Source organism: Brevundimonas sp. (assembly GCF_041911375.1).
GTDB lineage: Bacteria > Pseudomonadota > Alphaproteobacteria > Caulobacterales > Caulobacteraceae > Brevundimonas.
The window spans coordinates 77,195-91,825 of the sequence record NZ_JAYRPA010000038.1; the positions used below are offsets into that span (position 1 = coordinate 77,195).

16 protein-coding genes and 1 pseudogene are annotated in these 14,631 nt (G+C 69.3%); 10 read left to right on the forward strand and 7 right to left on the reverse strand.

The features are described 5' to 3' along the window. Nucleotides 1-67 precede the first annotated feature (67 nt). A complete protein-coding gene (locus tag ACE3PU_RS07910) occupies nt 68-1,105 on the forward strand; it encodes a DNA adenine methylase (RefSeq protein ID WP_374388434.1) in 1,038 nt (345 codons plus the stop codon). A 63-nt stretch (nt 1,106-1,168) separates the two neighbouring features. Further along, nucleotides 1,169-1,483, forward strand: coding sequence for a hypothetical protein (locus ACE3PU_RS07915; protein ID WP_374388436.1), 315 nt, complete (start codon nt 1,169-1,171; stop codon nt 1,481-1,483). 4 nt (nt 1,484-1,487) lie between these two features. On the opposite strand, the gene ACE3PU_RS07920 is transcribed toward ACE3PU_RS07915, so the two are convergent. The 5 genes from ACE3PU_RS07920 to ACE3PU_RS07940 all read right to left on the reverse strand — a co-directional run bounded on the left by ACE3PU_RS07920 (nt 1,488) and on the right by ACE3PU_RS07940 (nt 4,722). Continuing rightward, entirely contained in the window at nt 1,488-2,141 is a 654-nt protein-coding gene (locus ACE3PU_RS07920; protein ID WP_374388438.1) for a ribonuclease HII, read from the reverse strand. Then, nucleotides 2,134-2,730, reverse strand: coding sequence for a DNA-3-methyladenine glycosylase I (locus ACE3PU_RS07925; RefSeq protein WP_374388440.1), 597 nt, complete (start codon nt 2,728-2,730; stop codon nt 2,134-2,136). The genes ACE3PU_RS07920 and ACE3PU_RS07925 overlap by 8 nt, the downstream gene beginning before the upstream one ends. Before the next feature lie 39 nt (nt 2,731-2,769). Further along, nucleotides 2,770-3,552 carry a folate-binding protein YgfZ gene (locus ACE3PU_RS07930; protein WP_374388442.1) on the reverse strand — a complete coding sequence of 261 codons (783 nt, stop codon included), beginning with the start codon at nt 3,550-3,552 and terminating at the stop codon, nt 2,770-2,772. Between the two features lie 403 nt (nt 3,553-3,955). After that, nucleotides 3,956-4,501 carry a hypothetical protein gene (locus tag ACE3PU_RS07935; protein ID WP_374388444.1) on the reverse strand — a complete coding sequence of 182 codons (546 nt, stop codon included), beginning with the start codon at nt 4,499-4,501 and terminating at the stop codon, nt 3,956-3,958. Next, the gene (locus ACE3PU_RS07940) at nt 4,498-4,722 is read right to left on the reverse strand and encodes a hypothetical protein (protein WP_374388446.1); all 225 of its coding nucleotides are present in this window, start codon (nt 4,720-4,722) and stop codon (nt 4,498-4,500) included. The genes ACE3PU_RS07935 and ACE3PU_RS07940 overlap by 4 nt, the downstream gene beginning before the upstream one ends. Nucleotides 4,723-4,799: 77 nt before the next feature. Between ACE3PU_RS07940 and ACE3PU_RS07945 the strand changes: the two genes are divergently transcribed. The 3 genes from ACE3PU_RS07945 (at nt 4,800) to ACE3PU_RS07955 (ending at nt 7,926) form a co-directional block, all read left to right on the forward strand. After that, entirely contained in the window at nt 4,800-5,774 is a 975-nt protein-coding gene (locus tag ACE3PU_RS07945; protein WP_374388448.1) for a glycosyltransferase family 9 protein, read from the forward strand. Nucleotides 5,775-5,872: 98 nt separating this feature from the next. Continuing rightward, nucleotides 5,873-7,204, forward strand: a complete 1,332-nt coding sequence (locus ACE3PU_RS07950; RefSeq protein WP_374388450.1) for a dihydroorotase — start codon at nt 5,873-5,875, stop codon at nt 7,202-7,204. Then, nucleotides 7,201-7,926, forward strand: coding sequence for a prephenate dehydrogenase/arogenate dehydrogenase family protein (locus tag ACE3PU_RS07955; RefSeq protein WP_374388453.1), 726 nt, complete (start codon nt 7,201-7,203; stop codon nt 7,924-7,926). Before ACE3PU_RS07950 ends, ACE3PU_RS07955 begins: the two co-directional genes overlap by 4 nt. Here ACE3PU_RS07955 and ACE3PU_RS07960 read toward each other — a convergent pair. Then, on the reverse strand, nt 7,920-8,858 hold the full coding sequence (locus ACE3PU_RS07960) for an alpha/beta hydrolase (RefSeq protein ID WP_374388455.1): 939 nt from the start codon (nt 8,856-8,858) through the stop codon (nt 7,920-7,922). The two genes, ACE3PU_RS07955 and ACE3PU_RS07960, sit on opposite strands and share 7 nt — an antisense overlap. A gap of 172 nt (nt 8,859-9,030) precedes the next feature. On the opposite strand from ACE3PU_RS07960, the gene ACE3PU_RS07965 reads away from it, so the two are divergent. The 3 genes from ACE3PU_RS07965 to ACE3PU_RS07975 are packed head-to-tail and all read left to right on the forward strand — an operon-like array spanning nt 9,031 to nt 12,484. After that, on the forward strand, nt 9,031-11,202 hold the full coding sequence (locus ACE3PU_RS07965) for a TonB-dependent receptor (protein ID WP_374388457.1): 2,172 nt from the start codon (nt 9,031-9,033) through the stop codon (nt 11,200-11,202). A 5-nt stretch (nt 11,203-11,207) separates the two neighbouring features. Next, complete coding sequence (locus ACE3PU_RS07970) at nt 11,208-12,293, forward strand: PepSY-associated TM helix domain-containing protein (RefSeq protein ID WP_374388460.1); 1,086 nt, start codon at nt 11,208-11,210, stop codon at nt 12,291-12,293. Further along, nucleotides 12,290-12,484 carry a hypothetical protein gene (locus ACE3PU_RS07975; RefSeq protein ID WP_374388462.1) on the forward strand — a complete coding sequence of 65 codons (195 nt, stop codon included), beginning with the start codon at nt 12,290-12,292 and terminating at the stop codon, nt 12,482-12,484. Before ACE3PU_RS07970 ends, ACE3PU_RS07975 begins: the two co-directional genes overlap by 4 nt. On the opposite strand, the gene erpA is transcribed toward ACE3PU_RS07975, so the two are convergent. Further along, nucleotides 12,468-12,809 carry an iron-sulfur cluster insertion protein ErpA gene (gene erpA, locus ACE3PU_RS07980; protein ID WP_374388470.1) on the reverse strand — a complete coding sequence of 114 codons (342 nt, stop codon included), beginning with the start codon at nt 12,807-12,809 and terminating at the stop codon, nt 12,468-12,470. The genes ACE3PU_RS07975 and erpA overlap by 17 nt on opposite strands. Before the next feature lie 122 nt (nt 12,810-12,931). Here erpA and ACE3PU_RS07985 point away from each other — a divergent pair, with 122 nt between their 5' ends. Together ACE3PU_RS07985 and ACE3PU_RS07990 are read left to right on the forward strand one after the other, a co-directional pair. Further along, nucleotides 12,932-14,122: a deoxyguanosinetriphosphate triphosphohydrolase gene (locus tag ACE3PU_RS07985; RefSeq protein WP_374388464.1), complete on the forward strand. Its 1,191-nt coding sequence runs from the start codon at nt 12,932-12,934 to the stop codon at nt 14,120-14,122. Between the two features lie 78 nt (nt 14,123-14,200). Beyond that, nucleotides 14,201-14,631, forward strand: a pseudogene (locus tag ACE3PU_RS07990) (SPOR domain-containing protein); the annotation flags it as partial.

Consider the following 14,631-nt stretch of genomic DNA (forward strand, 5'->3'; position numbering starts at 1 on the left):
GCCGGCGACGCCTCTCCCCCTGTCGATCGTAGACGGTTAGGGTGCGGCCGATGAGTCGGCGGCGCACATGATCAAATACATCGGGTCCAAGCGCGCCCTGCTGGGTCATGTGACCGCCGCTGTGGCGGGGCTGCTGCCTAACGGCGGCCGGGTGTGCGACCTGTTTTCCGGCACCGCGCGGGTCGGCCATGCGTTGAAGAAGCAGGGCTTCCAGGTCTGGTCGAACGACCACAACGCCTACGCCCATGCCCTGGCGACCGCCTATGTCCAGGCCGACCGGGAGCGGTGGATCGCCCAGGCCGAAGTGGTGCTGGCCGAACTGCGCGGCGTGAAGCCGGAGGCCGGGTGGTTCACTGGGGCCTTTTGCGAGGACGCGCGCTATTTCCATCCCGACAACGGCGCGCGGATCGACGCCATGCGCGACCGGATCGAGGCGATGGCGCTGGAGCCCGAGTTGAAAGCAGTGGTCCTGGTCAGCCTGATGGAGGCGGCGGATCGGGTCGATTCCACCGCCGGGGTGCAGATGGCCTATATGAAGCGCTGGGCGCCCCGGGCGCTGAAGCCGCTGGAACTGCGATTGCCCGATCTGGTCCCGTCCGTTGGCGCGCCGTGCCGGGCGACGCAGGGCGATGCGGTCGAAATGGCGGGCGATATCGAGGCGGAGCTGATCTATCTGGACCCGCCCTACAACCAGCATTCGTACCTCGCCAACTACCATGTCTGGGAGAGCCTGGTGCTTTGGGATCGGCCCGAGACCTACGGCATCGCCAACAAGCGGGTGGACGTGAAGACCCGCAAGAGCGCCTTCAACAGTCGCCCCGGCATCGGCCCGGCCCTGCAGTCGGTCGTCGAGCGCGTGAGGGCGCCGAACCTCATCGTCAGCTTCAACGACGAGGGCTATCTGAGCCGCGAGGAGCTGACGGCCATGCTGTCGGCGCGCGGGCATGTTCAAGTGGTCGAGATCGCTCACCCGCGCTACGTCGGGGCGCGCATCGGGATACACAATCCAAAGGGCGAAAAGGTGGGGCAGGTGGGCCGACTGCGCAATGTCGAGCACCTGTTCGTGGTTACTGATCGGCCGGTGGAGCTTCCGGTCGCCGCGTAAGCGCCGAAAAAACAACGCAAGCGAGGCCGGGAACGCGAATCGGCGGCGTGCCGTTGTTCGCACATGCAACCGCCCATTCATCCGTCCGGAACTCCTGATCGCGCCGACGACTTTTGCACCCGTCCGGCGGCGGAGCCCAAGTCATGGGCGCCGAGGGTGGCCGAGGCGGACTGGTCGTGGGACGCGCCGCGCCCGGATGCGCGCCAGACCTTCACACACAACGTCGCTCGCTACAGCCGACCGGTCGAGGTGGAGGCGCAGGTCGAAGAGGTCGCCGAGCCCGAGCTGAGCGCCCCGCCGCGGTGGATGCTGGCCATCGCCGGGGCTGCGGTCGCGGCGCTCATGGGCGCCTTGCTCGGCGGCTTCATGCACGTCTGAGGCGTCACGCTTCTTCTAGAAGTGCCTTGATCGGCGACCAGCCGCGACGATGAGCGGGGCAGGGACCAAGCGCACGTAGGGCCGACTGATGCGCCGGGGCGTTGTAGCCCTTGTGGCTGGCGAAGCCGTAGCCGGGATACTGGGCGTCCAGTTCGATCATCAGCCGATCGCGCGCGGTCTTGGCCAGGATCGAGGCGGCTGCGATCGACAAGGACAGGCCGTCGCCGCCGACGACCGTCTGAACGTCGCACGGCAGCTTGAATCGATAGTTGCCGTCGACCAGGGCGGCGACCGGCGTCACCGCCAATTGCTCTATGGCGCGGCACATGGCCAGGCCTGTGGCGTGCAGGATGTTCAGTTCGTGGATCTCCTCGACCGAGGCGAAGCCGACGCCCCAGGCGACGGCGCGGGCCTTGATCTCCACCTCCAGCGCCTCGCGGCGTGCAGCGGTCAGGGCCTTGGAGTCGTCGACGCCCTCGGGCAGGTCGTCGGGGTTCAAGATGACCGCGGCCGCGGAGACCGGCCCGGCCCACGGCCCCCGTCCAGCTTCGTCAACGCCGCAGACAGGGCCGTTGACCTGCTGGATCAGCACGGTCTCCAGCGTCAGCGTCGGAAAGGCCCGGGTCTTGGCCGAAGGTTTGGCGGGAGCTTTAGCCATGGCCCGCCATCGCACGAACCTGGGCGTGACGGAAGCAGGTCGTCTGGTGGTCGTTGACCATGCCGACCGCCTGCATGAAGGCGTAGACGATCACGGGACCACAGAAGTTGAAGCCGCGCGCCTTCAGCGCCTTCGCCATGGCGGCCGACTCTGCCGTCTGCGTCGGGGCCTGGCGAAAATCGCGCCATTCGGTCTGGATCGGCTGACCGCCCACGAAGGACCACAGCCATTCGGAGAAGTCCTCGCCGTCCTCGCGCATCGCCAGCCAGATGCGGGCGCCGTTGATCGCGGCGTTGATCTTGGCGCGCGAGCGGATGATGCGGGCGTCGGCCAACAGGCGCTGGATGTCCTCTTCGCCGTAGCGGGCGACGATCTCGGGGTCGAAGCCGTCGAAGGCGTCGCGCATGCCCTCGCGCTTCCTGAGAATGGTGATCCAGGCGAGGCCGGCCTGAAAGCCGTCGAGGACCAGCTTCTCCCACAGGGCGCGGGGATCGCGCTCGGGCACGCCCCACTCCTGGTCATGATAAGCGACATAGAGGGGGTCGGTCCCGCACCAGCCGCAACGGCCCTGGGACTGGGAATCGGTCATGCGGCGATGTTGCCATTGTGTTCCGGAAAGCGGAAGGGCTCAGGCGTCGGGCATCCACTCCGGGCGGCGAACATGGACGGGGCGGCCGTCGACGGTCAGGCCGCCGTCCAGGCGGTCGAGGCGAAGCAAGGCCATGACAATGCCGTCGCGGCCGGTCAGCACCTCGCCGGCGCGGAGGTCGCCCTTCAGCACCTCGGCGCCGAAGGCCGGCGGCGGGCCGTCGAAGGTCAGGGGCATCATCCGGTTCTTGATCGTGCCGCGCCGCTTCATGCGCGAGGTCGTCTCCTGGCCGACGAAGCAGCCCTTGGCGAAGTCGATGCCGTTGAGGAGGTCGAAGTCGGCCTCGATCGGGTAGGTCTTGTCCTGCGGCGCATCGCCGGTCGGATCGGGAACGCCCACCGACAGGCGATGCGCATCGTAGTCGGCCTCGGTCGCGTCGGCGGTCCCCGGCCCGTAGCGGCGTCCGCCGAGCAGCGGCGTGCGCGGATCCGGCAGGAAGCCGTCAGGCGCGTCGGGCCAGGCGGCGAAGACGGGACGATCGTCGGCCCCGATCTCCACGGCGGCGCGAAGCCTGTACATCGACAGGTGCTGCAGCAGGGCTTCGCGCCGGTCGGCAGCCACGTCCAGCAGGACGCCGTCGTCCTGGCCGAGGATGAACAGGTCGAACAGCAGGCGACCGGGCGGGGAGAGCAGGGCGCCGAAGCGCAACTGGCCCGGCGCGAGCCCTTCGACGTCCTGCGTCAGCAGATTGTGCAGGAAGGGCCGTGCGTCTTGCCCCGTCACGGAGATCAGGGCGCGGCTGGAGAGGCGGGCGACGGGCATAAGGCCAAGATAGGGGGGCGAAGATGTCTCCAGAAGGCGCCGCGGACGAAAATGCGCGTGAATGGGATGGCTGGGCGTCAGAACGTCGTGTCGGCGTCGGCGTGGGCGGCGGCGTCGGGAGTGCGCTGGATGATATCCCCGTGCTCGCCGATCCTGCCGGCCTGGAAGCGGAAGATGTCCATCCCGGCCAGTCGCAGAAGTCCCGCGCCGTATGGATGTTGATTTAACGGTCATGGGGTCAGGGCCCGAACATGCAGATCCGACCGGGCGGGCTCTACAAAACCTCTAAAAAATCTCGGCGAAATCCTATCATGGACGCGGGCGGCGCCAGGTCGGCTGTCTCCAATGTCTCGCCAATCGCGGCCGAGGGGTGTCGGAGTATCGGTCTTGAGAGTCCCGGTCTTCAGACAACGGCGTAGCGGGCGATGACGCCGTCCGGCTGGAAGTCGTGCTCGGCCAGCTTGTCCAGCGAGCGCAGGATGCGGGCCAGGAAGTCAGCGGGGTCGCCAGCCTCCACGGCCGGGCGCAGCCAGTCGGTGACGACGGCGCGGGCGGGATAGGTTCCGACCGGCCCCGGAACGCTGAGCGCGACTTCGATCCCCTCGGCGATCCAGCCGGCGATCGTGACGAAGAAATCCTCGGAAGCCAGGAATTCGCCGGGACGGACGACGTAGAGGGTGATGACGCCGTCCTCGACGCCGTCGGGGCGAACGAGCACGCCGCTGCGGTCGGGTCGCCAGTCGTCGGAAAGCTCTACCGCACGCCACAGGCAGAACCAGATGCGGCAGGTCTGGGGCCGGATCTCGTGCACCGAGCAGCCGGCGCCGTCGACGCAATAGGCGCACAGTTGGCCCGTGGGCTTGGCCAGTTCAGGCAGGTCCAGCGGGATGACGCGACAGCATTCGACGCAGCCGCCGCAAGTCCGTTCGGGAAGGAGCGGAAGGCTCAAGCCCGGTCCAGCTCGCGTTCGAGCGCGGCGATGCGGCGGTCCATGTCGGCGGCCATGGCCTGCAGCCGGGCCTTCTCCGACGCCATGTCGACGGCCGTCCCGTCATCATAGGTCAGGGTCGCGCCCTTCTCGATCAGGTCCAGCCGATAGAGGGCCGTGACCCGCTGAGCCCGGAAGCGTTCCAGGGCGGCGGTCGCTGCGGGATCGGGCGCATTTTTCATCGCGTCGCTGTATCGCATCTTCAGGACGGTGGAAAACCCCACGTGGCCGCTGAACTCCGGCCAGAATCCGTTTAGTCATGCAACGGATGATCGGGCGCTTTCCCATCCTTTACATAGCCGAGGCCGACGCCGAGCAGGCCGTGCTGTCGTCCGGCGTGCTGAGCCACCTGGTCGACAGCCTGCCGCAGGCGCGGTTCACCGTGGTCGGATCGGCCGCATCGGCCCCTCTGTTCGCCGATACGCCGCGCCTGGACGAACTGCTGGTGCTGGAGCGCGAGGGACATTTCGAGTGGCTGGCCCTGTGGAACCAGGTGCGGGCGACTAAATGGGGGCTGGTGGTCGACATGCGCGGCTCGGCCCTGTCGGGCAAGCTGCGGCGACAGAAGCGGGCGGTGCGCGGCAAGGACCAACCCGGGCTGCACGCGGTCGAGGCGGCGGCGCGGGTGCTGAAGCTGGAGCCGGACGAGACGCCGGCGCCGCGGCTGTATGTTTCCGACGAGACGATGCGCCAGGTCGAGGCGATGATCCCGGCGAGCGGCGGCGACGGGCCCATACTGGCGGTCGGGCCCGGCGTCGAATGGATGGGCAAGCGCTGGCCGGCCGAACGCTACGCCAAGGTGGCGACCAAGCTGCTGGCCGAGGACGGGCCGCTGGCCGGCGGTCGCCTGATGATCGTCGGCGAGGAGATCGATCGCGAGGCGGCGCACACCATCCGCTACGCCGTGCCAAGGGCGCGGGTGATCGAGCTGCAGGGTCGATTGACGCGGCTGCAGACGGCGGCGGCGCTGTCGAAGGCTGTGCTGTACGTCGGGGCGGACTCGATCTGGACGCAGCTGGCGGTGGCGGCGGGGACGCCGGTGATCGCCGTGTTCGGCCCGTCGGACGAGACGGTGCGCGGCCCCTGGAAGGGCGTGGCCGTGCGCGGGCCGCGCAGCTTCGAGGAGTTCCGAAAGCTGGACCCGAACCTGAACCAGGCGATCCAGCACATGATGGATCTGCCGTGGGAGCGGGTGCTGAAGGCGGCGCAGAAGGTGTTGAGGGAGCGGGGCTGAACCCGCTCGCCCGAACGGGGCCGGAGAGCGTTTAGCGGCTTTCATGATCGGCGCGGCATCCGCTAGAACCGGGGCGACCAGCCGCAGGAGCCCGCCCCATGACCCAGACCTATGACCTGATCGTGCGCGGCGGCGAGGTGGCCAACCATGCGGGACGCGGCATGGCGGATGTCGGCGTGATCGACGGCAAGATCGCCTTCATCGGCGACCTGAGCCAGGCCTCGGCCGGAGAAACGTTCGACGCGGCGGGCCTGACGGTTCTGCCGGGCGTCATCGACACCCAGGTCCACTTCCGCGAACCCGGCCTGGAGTGGAAGGAAGATCTGGAGACCGGCAGCCGCGCGGCGGCGCTGGGCGGGGTCGTCGCCGTGTTCGAAATGCCGAACACCAATCCCAACACCACCGATCCCGATACCATGGCCGACAAGCTGGCGCGGGCGAAGGACCGGATGTGGACCGACCACGCCTTCTATGTCGGCGGCACGCACGAGAATGCGGACTATCTGGGCGAGCTGGAGCGGCTGCCCGGCTGCTGCGGGGTCAAGGTGTTCATGGGCGCCTCGACCGGCGACCTGCTGATCGCCGACGACGACGGGGTTCGGAAGGTGCTGTCGAACGTGCGCCGCCGGGCCACCTTCCATTCCGAGGACGAGTACCGGCTGGCGGACCGGCGCGGCCTGGCCCGCACCGGCGACTGGACCAGCCACCCGGAAGTGCGCGACGCCGAAAGCGCCATCATGTCCACGCGGCGGCTGGTCGGCCTGGCGAAGGAGACGGGCGCGCGCATCCATGTGCTGCACGTCACGACCCGGGACGAGATGGAGTTCCTGCGTTTCCACAAGGACGTCGCCACCGTCGAGATCACGCCCCAGCACCTGACGCTGGTCGCGCCGGAAGCCTATCAGCGGCTGGGTTCCTATGCCCAGATGAACCCCCCGATCCGCTCGCAGGAGCATGTCGATGCGCTGTGGCTGTGGGGGATGCAGCAGGGCGTGGCCGACGTCCTGGGCTCGGACCACGCGCCGCACACCAAGGAGGAGAAGGCCAAGCCATATCCGGCGTCTCCGTCGGGCATGCCGGGGGTGCAGACGCTGGTGCCGCTGATGCTGACCCATGTGGCGAACGGCCGGCTGAGCCTGGAGCGGTTCATCGACCTGACCTCGGGCGGGGCGCAGCGGGTGTTCGGCACGGCCAACAAGGGACGGATGGCCGTCAGCTATGACGCCGACCTGACCATTGTCGATCTGAAGGCGAAGAAGACGATCACGCACGACCAGCAGGCGACGCGCTGCGGCTGGACCCCGTTCGACGGCGTCGAGGCGACCGGCTGGCCGATGGCGACCATCGTGCGCGGGCGGGTGGTGATGCAGGACGGCGAACTGATCGGATCGGCGCACGGGCGGCCGGTGCGGTTCATGGAGACGCTGTGAGGGAAAAGCTCGGCCTGATCGGCTTCGGCGCCTTCGGCCGGCTGACGGCGCGGCATCTGTCGGCCTGGTTCGACATCGTGGCCCACGATCCGGCGGCCACGGACGGGGAGGGGGTGGCGACGCTGGCCGACCTGGCGACCGCCGCCGCCTGTCCGACGGTCGTGCTGGCCGTGCCGGTCGAGGCGCTGGAGGCGACGCTGAGCGCCATCCGGCCGCATCTGGCGCGGGGCGCCCTGGTGATCGACGTGGGCTCGGTGAAGGTGAAGCCGGCCAAGGCGATGGACGCCCTGCTGCCGCCCGGCGTGCGGATCGTCGGAACCCACCCGCTGCTCGGCCCGCAGAGCGGCAAGGACGGCATCGCGGGCCTGCGCATCGCCGTGTGCGAAGTACGAGGCGGAAAGGACGCGCGCCGCGTCGCCGCCTTCTGCCGCCGGGCGCTGGGGCTGAAGGTCTTTTCAGTCAGTCCCGAGGATCACGACCGCGAGGCCGCCGTGGTCCAGGGCCTGACCCACCTGATCGCCCGCGTCCTGATGGCCATGGAGCCGCTGCCGACGCGCATGACCACCGCCAGCTTCGACCGGTTGATGCAGGCCGTCGACATGGTCCGCCACGACAGCCCCGCCGTCTTCCGCGCCATCGAACGCGACAACCCGTTTGCGGCGGAGGTGCGGGCGCGGTTCTTCGCCCTGGCGGATGCGGCGCGGAACGAAAGCGATCACTGAGCGGGGCTATGCGCTTGGATGAAGCCTGCGACGTCGGAGACGACGCCGGCCGCTAGCGGCTGGTCGGGATCGGCGTAGGCGGCGAGATTGGCGGCGCGGTTTGACGGGGCGACCTTAAGCACATGGTTGACGCCGTCCCAGAGTTTCAGCGTGGCCTCGGGGTCGGCCGCGGCCAGGGCCTGGGCGTCCACGACGCCGATCTGGAGGTCGGTGGTCCCCTGGCCGATGAAGACCGGGCCGTCGTAGGCGGCGAGCAGGGCGGCGGGGTCCAGCGGCAGCCACGAGATCAGATAGGGCTGGACCGAGGGACGGAACAGGGCCGCGAGCGCCGGCGGCGCGTCGGCGACGGCGCGGCCGGCCTCGAGCTCGGTCAGGGCGGCGAAGGCCTGGGTCTTCATCGGTTCGGGCAGGGCCGTCAGCTGTTCGCGCAGCACCACGCCCGCCGGCCGGCCGGCGCCGGACAGCAGGACCAGGCCGCAGATCTCGTCGTCGTCGCCACGGACGGCCTGAAGCGCCACCAGGGCCCCTTCGCTGTGGCCGATCAGCCAGGCGCAGGGACGGCCGGTCAGGCGGGCGGCCTCGGCGGCCCAGGCGCGGGCGTCGGCGGCGTAGTCGTCGAACCGCAGCTTGGACTCGTCGAACCCGGCCGCGGCGCTCTTGCCTATGCCTCGCTTGTCGATGCGGACAGTCGCGACGCCCTGGTCCGCCAGGCCTTCGGCCAGCAGGCGATAGGTGGAGGCGCGGATGGCGGGGACCTGGTTGCCGTCGCGGTCGGTCGGACCCGAGCCCGGCAGGATCACGGCGACGGCCGAGGCCGGCGTCTCGGGCGTCAGCAGGGTTCCATGAAGCGGCGCCGGCTGAGCGGGCAGGGCGATCTCGGTCGAGACCGGGCCGGCGAGGAGGCTGGCGGCGAGAAGGGCGATGGGCAGCATCAGATGGCGGTCTCCGCAGGAGTGGCGACGTCATGAGGCCGTTGGCCGGAGGCGAAAAGCAAGGTCTCACGACCGCAAAATGTCGCAACCTTGGCCTTCGCCATTGCAAGCCGGTCGCAACAGGGCGTAAGGAGCGCCACCTCCTCCCTACGTTGAGAATGCGTTGCAATCCATGATCCGTTCGTCCCGTCTCGCCTGCGCCGTCAGTGTCTTGGCCCTGGCCGCGGCCACGCCCGCCCTGGCGCAGCAGGGTCAGCCGAGCGTGGTGGAACTGGGGGAGATCGTGGTGACCGGCGGGTCGCAGGTGGGCTTGCCCGGCGCCTACGCCGGCGGGCAGGTGGCGCGAGGCGGGCGTGTCGGCCTGTTCGGCGCCCTGGATGTGATGGACACGCCGTTCAACGTGACCAGCTATACCGAGACGCTGATCCGCGACCAGCAGGCCCGCAGCGTCGGCGACGTGCTGCAGAACGATCCGGCCGTGCGGGTGACCGAGGGGTTCGGCAACTTCCAGGAAGTCTATCTGATCCGGGGCTTCCCGGTTTACTCGGACGACATGACCTACAACGGCCTGTACGGGGTGCTGCCGCGCCAGTATGTGGCGCCGGAACTGCTTGAGCGGGTCGAGGTCTTCCACGGCGCGACGGCCTTCCTGAACGGCGCGGCGCCGGGCGGCAGCGGGGTGGGCGGCGCCTTCAACCTGGTGCCCAAGCGAGCGACGGGCGCGGACCTGAACCGGCTGACGGCCGGATGGGAAGGCGCAGACGAGATCTACGCCGCCGCCGATCTGGCGCGGCGCTTCGGGGCCGACGACGCCTGGGGCGCGCGCCTGAACCTGGTCAGCCGGGCCGGCGAGGGCGCGGTCGAGGATCAGCACAGCGAACTGCGCGTGCTGGGTCTGGGCGTGGATCGTCGCGGCGAGCGGGCCCGCTTCTCGGCCGATCTGGGCTGGCAGGACCACCGTATCGACGCGCCGCGTCCGCAGGTGACGCCGAACGGCGCGGTTCCCGAGGCGCCCTCGGCCGACGCCAACTTCGCCCAGCCCTGGACCTATACCGACGACGAACAGCTGTTCGGCGCCGCGCGCGGCGAGTTCGACCTGACCGACCGCGTCACCGCCTGGGCGGCCGTGGGAGGGCGTCGGGGCGAGGAGGACAACGTCCTGGCCAATCCGAACGCGGCGGACGATGGAACGCTGAGCGCCTATCGCTTCGACAATGTGCGCGAGGACACGGTGTGGGCGGGCGACGTCGGCCTGCGCGCGGACGTGACGACGGGACCGGTCGGGCACCGACTGGTCGCCTCGGCGTCGCAAGTGCGGTCCAAGTCCAAGAACGCCTACGCCTTTTCGAACTTCGCCGGTTTCGCCAGCGATCTGTACGAGCCGATCGACGTGACGGCGCCGACGCCCGACTTCTTCGTCGGCGGCGACCTGTCCGATCCGCTGGTGACGGAGCGTGTGAACAACCGTTCGATCGCCTTTGCGGACATGATGTCCTTGCTGGGCGGTCGCCTGCTGGCCACGGCCGGCGTGCGCTATCAGGAGATCGAAACCCGGTCGTTCGACTACAACACCGGCGCGGAGATCTCGGCCTATGACGGCGACGCCTGGACGCCCGCGTTTGCGGTGGTGTTCAAGCCCAGCGAACGCCTGTCGCTTTACGCCAACTACGCCGAGGCGCTGCAGCCGGGGGCGACAGCCCCGGCCCAGGTCGGCGGCGAGCCGGTCGGCAACGCCGGTGAAGTCCTGGCGCCGTTCCAGTCCGAGCAATACGAGGTCGGCGTGAAGTATGACGCGGGGGCGTTCGGCGGCACGCTGAGCGTCTTCCAGGCGAACCGCCCGCAGGCCTATTTCGACGGTCAGAACTACACCGCCGACGGCGAGCAGCAGAACACCGGCGTCGAGCTGGGGGTCTATGGCGAGCCGGTCGCGGGCGTGCGCCTGATCGGCGGCGCGACCTGGCTGGACGCCGAGATCACCCGTTCGCTGGACGCCGCGCTGGTCGGCCTGCGCCCCACCGGCTCGCCCGAGATCCAGGCCAATCTGAACGTCGAATGGGACGTGCCCATGCTGGCGGGTCTGACGCTGGAGGGGCGGGTCGTCCATACGGGCGAACAGCCGGTCAGCACGGACAACACGGTCGAGGTGGACGCCTGGACCCGCTTCGACGCGGGCGTGCGCTATGCCTTCGAGGCGGGCGGCAAGCCGCTGACGGTTCGCGCGCGGATCGAGAACATCGCCGATGAGGACCAGTGGGTCGCCGTGGGCGGCTACGCCCCGACCTCCGGCTATCTGACGCTGGGGGCGCCGCGCACCTTCCGCCTGTCGGTTTCGGCGGAGTTCTGATCAGAATGAAGACGCGGACCATCCGCGCCTGGTCCTGGGTCCACAAATGGTCGAGCCTGGTCTCGACCGTGTTCCTGTTGGAGCTGTGCGTCACGGGCCTGCCGCTGGTGTTCATGCACGAGATCGACGAGGTGCTGCTGCACCAGGCGTGGGAGCCGGCCCACGCCGATGGCCGAAGGCTGGATCTGGATCAGGTGCTGGAGGTCGCGCTGTCGCGCCATCCGGGCGACGTGGCGGCCTTCATGAGCTTCGACGAGGACCGGCCGGTGGTGAACGTCACCAGCGTCGACCCGAACGGCCCGGCGGGGAAATACAACTTCCAGCCCATCGATCAGACCAGCGGGGAGCCTGCGCCGCCGGTCGCCGGGCATCCGGTGATGGAGTTCCTGCTCCAGCTGCACACCGACATGTTCCTGGGGCTGCCGGGCATGCTGTTCCTCGGGGCGATGGGCCTGCTGCTGGTCGTGGCCGTGGTGTCGGGGGTGGTCCTCTATGCGCCCTTCATGAAGCGACTGCCGTTCGGAACGGTGCGGGTGAAGAAGGCGGCGCGGACGCGGTGGCTGGACTATCACAACCTGCTGGGCGTGGTGACCGTGGCCTGGGTGCTGGTCGTGGGCGTGACGGGGGTGGTCAACACCCTGGCGACGCCGATCCTGGCCTATTGGAAGAACACGGCGCTGAAGGAGCTGACCGTCGCCTATGACGCCCCCGCGCCGGCCGGCGAGCGGGCGTCGCTGGATGCGGCGGTGGAGCGGGCCAAGCTGGCCCTGCCGGGCATGAAGTTGCAGTTCGTGGCGTTTCCGGGGACGGACTATTCGACCGATCACCACTACGCCGTCTTCTTCCACGGCGACACGCCGCTGACGACGCATCTGACCACGCCGGCCCTGATCGATGCACGGACAGGAGCGCTGGCGGCCGTGGCGCCGACGCCCTGGTATGTAAAGGCGCTGTCGCTGTCCCAGCCGCTGCACTTCGGCGACTACGGCGGGCTGGCGCTGAAGATCCTGTGGGCGTTGCTGGACATTGCAACCATCATCATCCTGGGGTCGGGCGTCTATCTGTGGCTGGCCAAGCGGAAGGCGCCATGACCCGCCGAAGCCACAGGGCCCTGAGCCTGGGCGCCATCTTCGCCGTGCCCGTGGTTCTGTTCGTGCTGAGCCTGGTCGGGCTGGTCGCCGCCCTGCTGGGAGACGGCGCCTGGGACGGGATCGGATCGACCTTGCTGGCGACGACCGTCGCAGCCGTCGCCTGGGCGCGCCTGTTCAGATCGAGAAGCTGACGCCGCAGCCGCAGCTGGAGGCGGCGTTGGGGTTTCTGACCACGAACTGGGCGCCCGCGAGTTCATCGACGTAGGCGATCTCGGAGTTCTTCAGGAAGGGGACCGAGACGGGGTCGATCAGGGCGGCCTGGCCGTCGGTCTGGATGCGCAGGTCGTCGTCCTGGGCCGTCTCGACCAGTTCGAACCGGTACTGGAAGCCCGAGCAGCCGCCGCCGTCCACCGCGACGCGCAGCATTAGCGCCTTGCCCTCGACCGCGCCAAGTTTCGCCAGGCGTTTGGCGGCGCTGGCCGCCAGGACGATGCCTTCCGGCGCGCGAGGGGCCACCGAGAAGGCGGCTGTGGACGGTTCTGTGGATTGGACGATGCTCACAGCTGTCTATATGAGGCGCGGACGGGCGTTCGCAAAGGCCCCGTTTTCAAGATTTCAGGCGCTTCAAAGTTGATGACGTGAGCCAGACGCCGAGAGCCCCCTTCGCCGAAAAGCCCGACCTGACGCTGGGCCGCCGGTTCTTCGAGCCGCCCAGCCGCACGCGCACGCCCTTCGCCCGGGATCGCGACCGCATCATCCATGCGACCGCCTTTCGCCGGCTGAAGGAGAAGACCCAGGTGTTCGTGGCGCACGAGGGCGACCACTATCGCACCCGCCTGACCCATTCGCTGGAGGTGGCGCAGATCGCGCGTTCGCTGGCCCACGCTCTGCGGCTGGACGACGACCTGGCCGAGACCATCGCCCTGGCTCACGATCTGGGCCACCCGCCCTTCGCTCATGCCGGCGAGGACGAGTTGGTGGTGCAGATGGCCGACTATGGCGGCTTCGACCACAATGTGCAGAGCTTCAGGGTCATCACGGAGCTGGAGAAGCGCTATCCGCAGTTCGACGGGCTGAACCTGAGCTGGGAGACGGTCGAGGGCGTCATCAAGCACAACGGCCCGGTCGCGCACCGGATGGACGAGCCGGCCTGGTCGGTGGTGCGGCCGTACGACAAGGCCGGGGAGGCCGGGTGGGACCTGCGGCTGGGCACCTTCGCCTCGCTGGAGGCCCAGTGCGCGGCGATCGCCGACGACATCGCCTACAACAATCATGACGTGGACGACGGCGTGCAGGCCGGGCTGTTCACCCTGCAGGACCTGGCGGAGGTGCCGCTGATCGGTCCCACGCTGGCCGAGGCGCGCCGCGACTGGCCGGGGATCGACGACCGGATGCTGCGGATCGAGGCCGTGCGGCGGATGATCGGCGTGATGGTCGAGGACGTGCTGGCCGAGACGGCGCGTCGGATCGAGGAGGACCGGATCGCCTCGACCGAGGACGTGCGGACGGCGAAGCGTACGCTGGTCGACTTCTCGCGGCCGATGCACGCGGACCTGGCGGTGCTGCGCCAATTCCTGTTCGAGCGGATGTATCGCCACTATCGCGTCAACCGGACCCGCAGCCAGGCGCGGCGGGTGCTGTCGCAACTGTTCGAACTGTTCATGGCCGAGCCGGAGGTCATGCCGCCCGAGTGGGGCGTGCCCGCCATGACGGAGGACCGGACGCAGAGGGCGCGGGCGGTGTGCGACTACATCGCCGGCATGACCGACCGCTACGCCATCGAGGTGCACCAGAAGCTGTTCAGCCTGGACCTGGCCCTCGATCTGTGATTCGAAAGCGGCGGGCGACGGGGTAGGATGGCCGACCGGCGCAGCGATTCGCGTCGACTGGAGACGGCGGAGCGCACCATGTCCTTCGATGACGACAACAGACCGGGCCGGGGCGCCTATACGCCGCCGACCGACGACGATCTGCCCTTCCGCCGCAACAGCTTCGATCCCCGCACGGGCGGGCGCGGCGTGGGCGGCGGCGGGCGGACGCCGCCGGTGACGCTGATCATCAGCGCGGTGGTGCTGCTGGTGCTTATCGTGGCGGTGATCTTCTTCTATCGCTCGGGCCTGCGGGCCTCGACCGACGCGCCGCCGGCGGTGGGACAGCCGGTCGGCGAGATGAAGTCCGCCGCGCCCATAGACGCCCAGCCGGTGGATCCCGCCGAGGGCGTGCGCGTCTATCGCGACGAGGCGGCCGAAACCACCGACGCGCCCATCACCTTCACCCCGCCGCCGGAGACGCCCCAGCCGCGCCCGGCAGCGCCCGCCGCCCCCGCGCCGACCGGCCA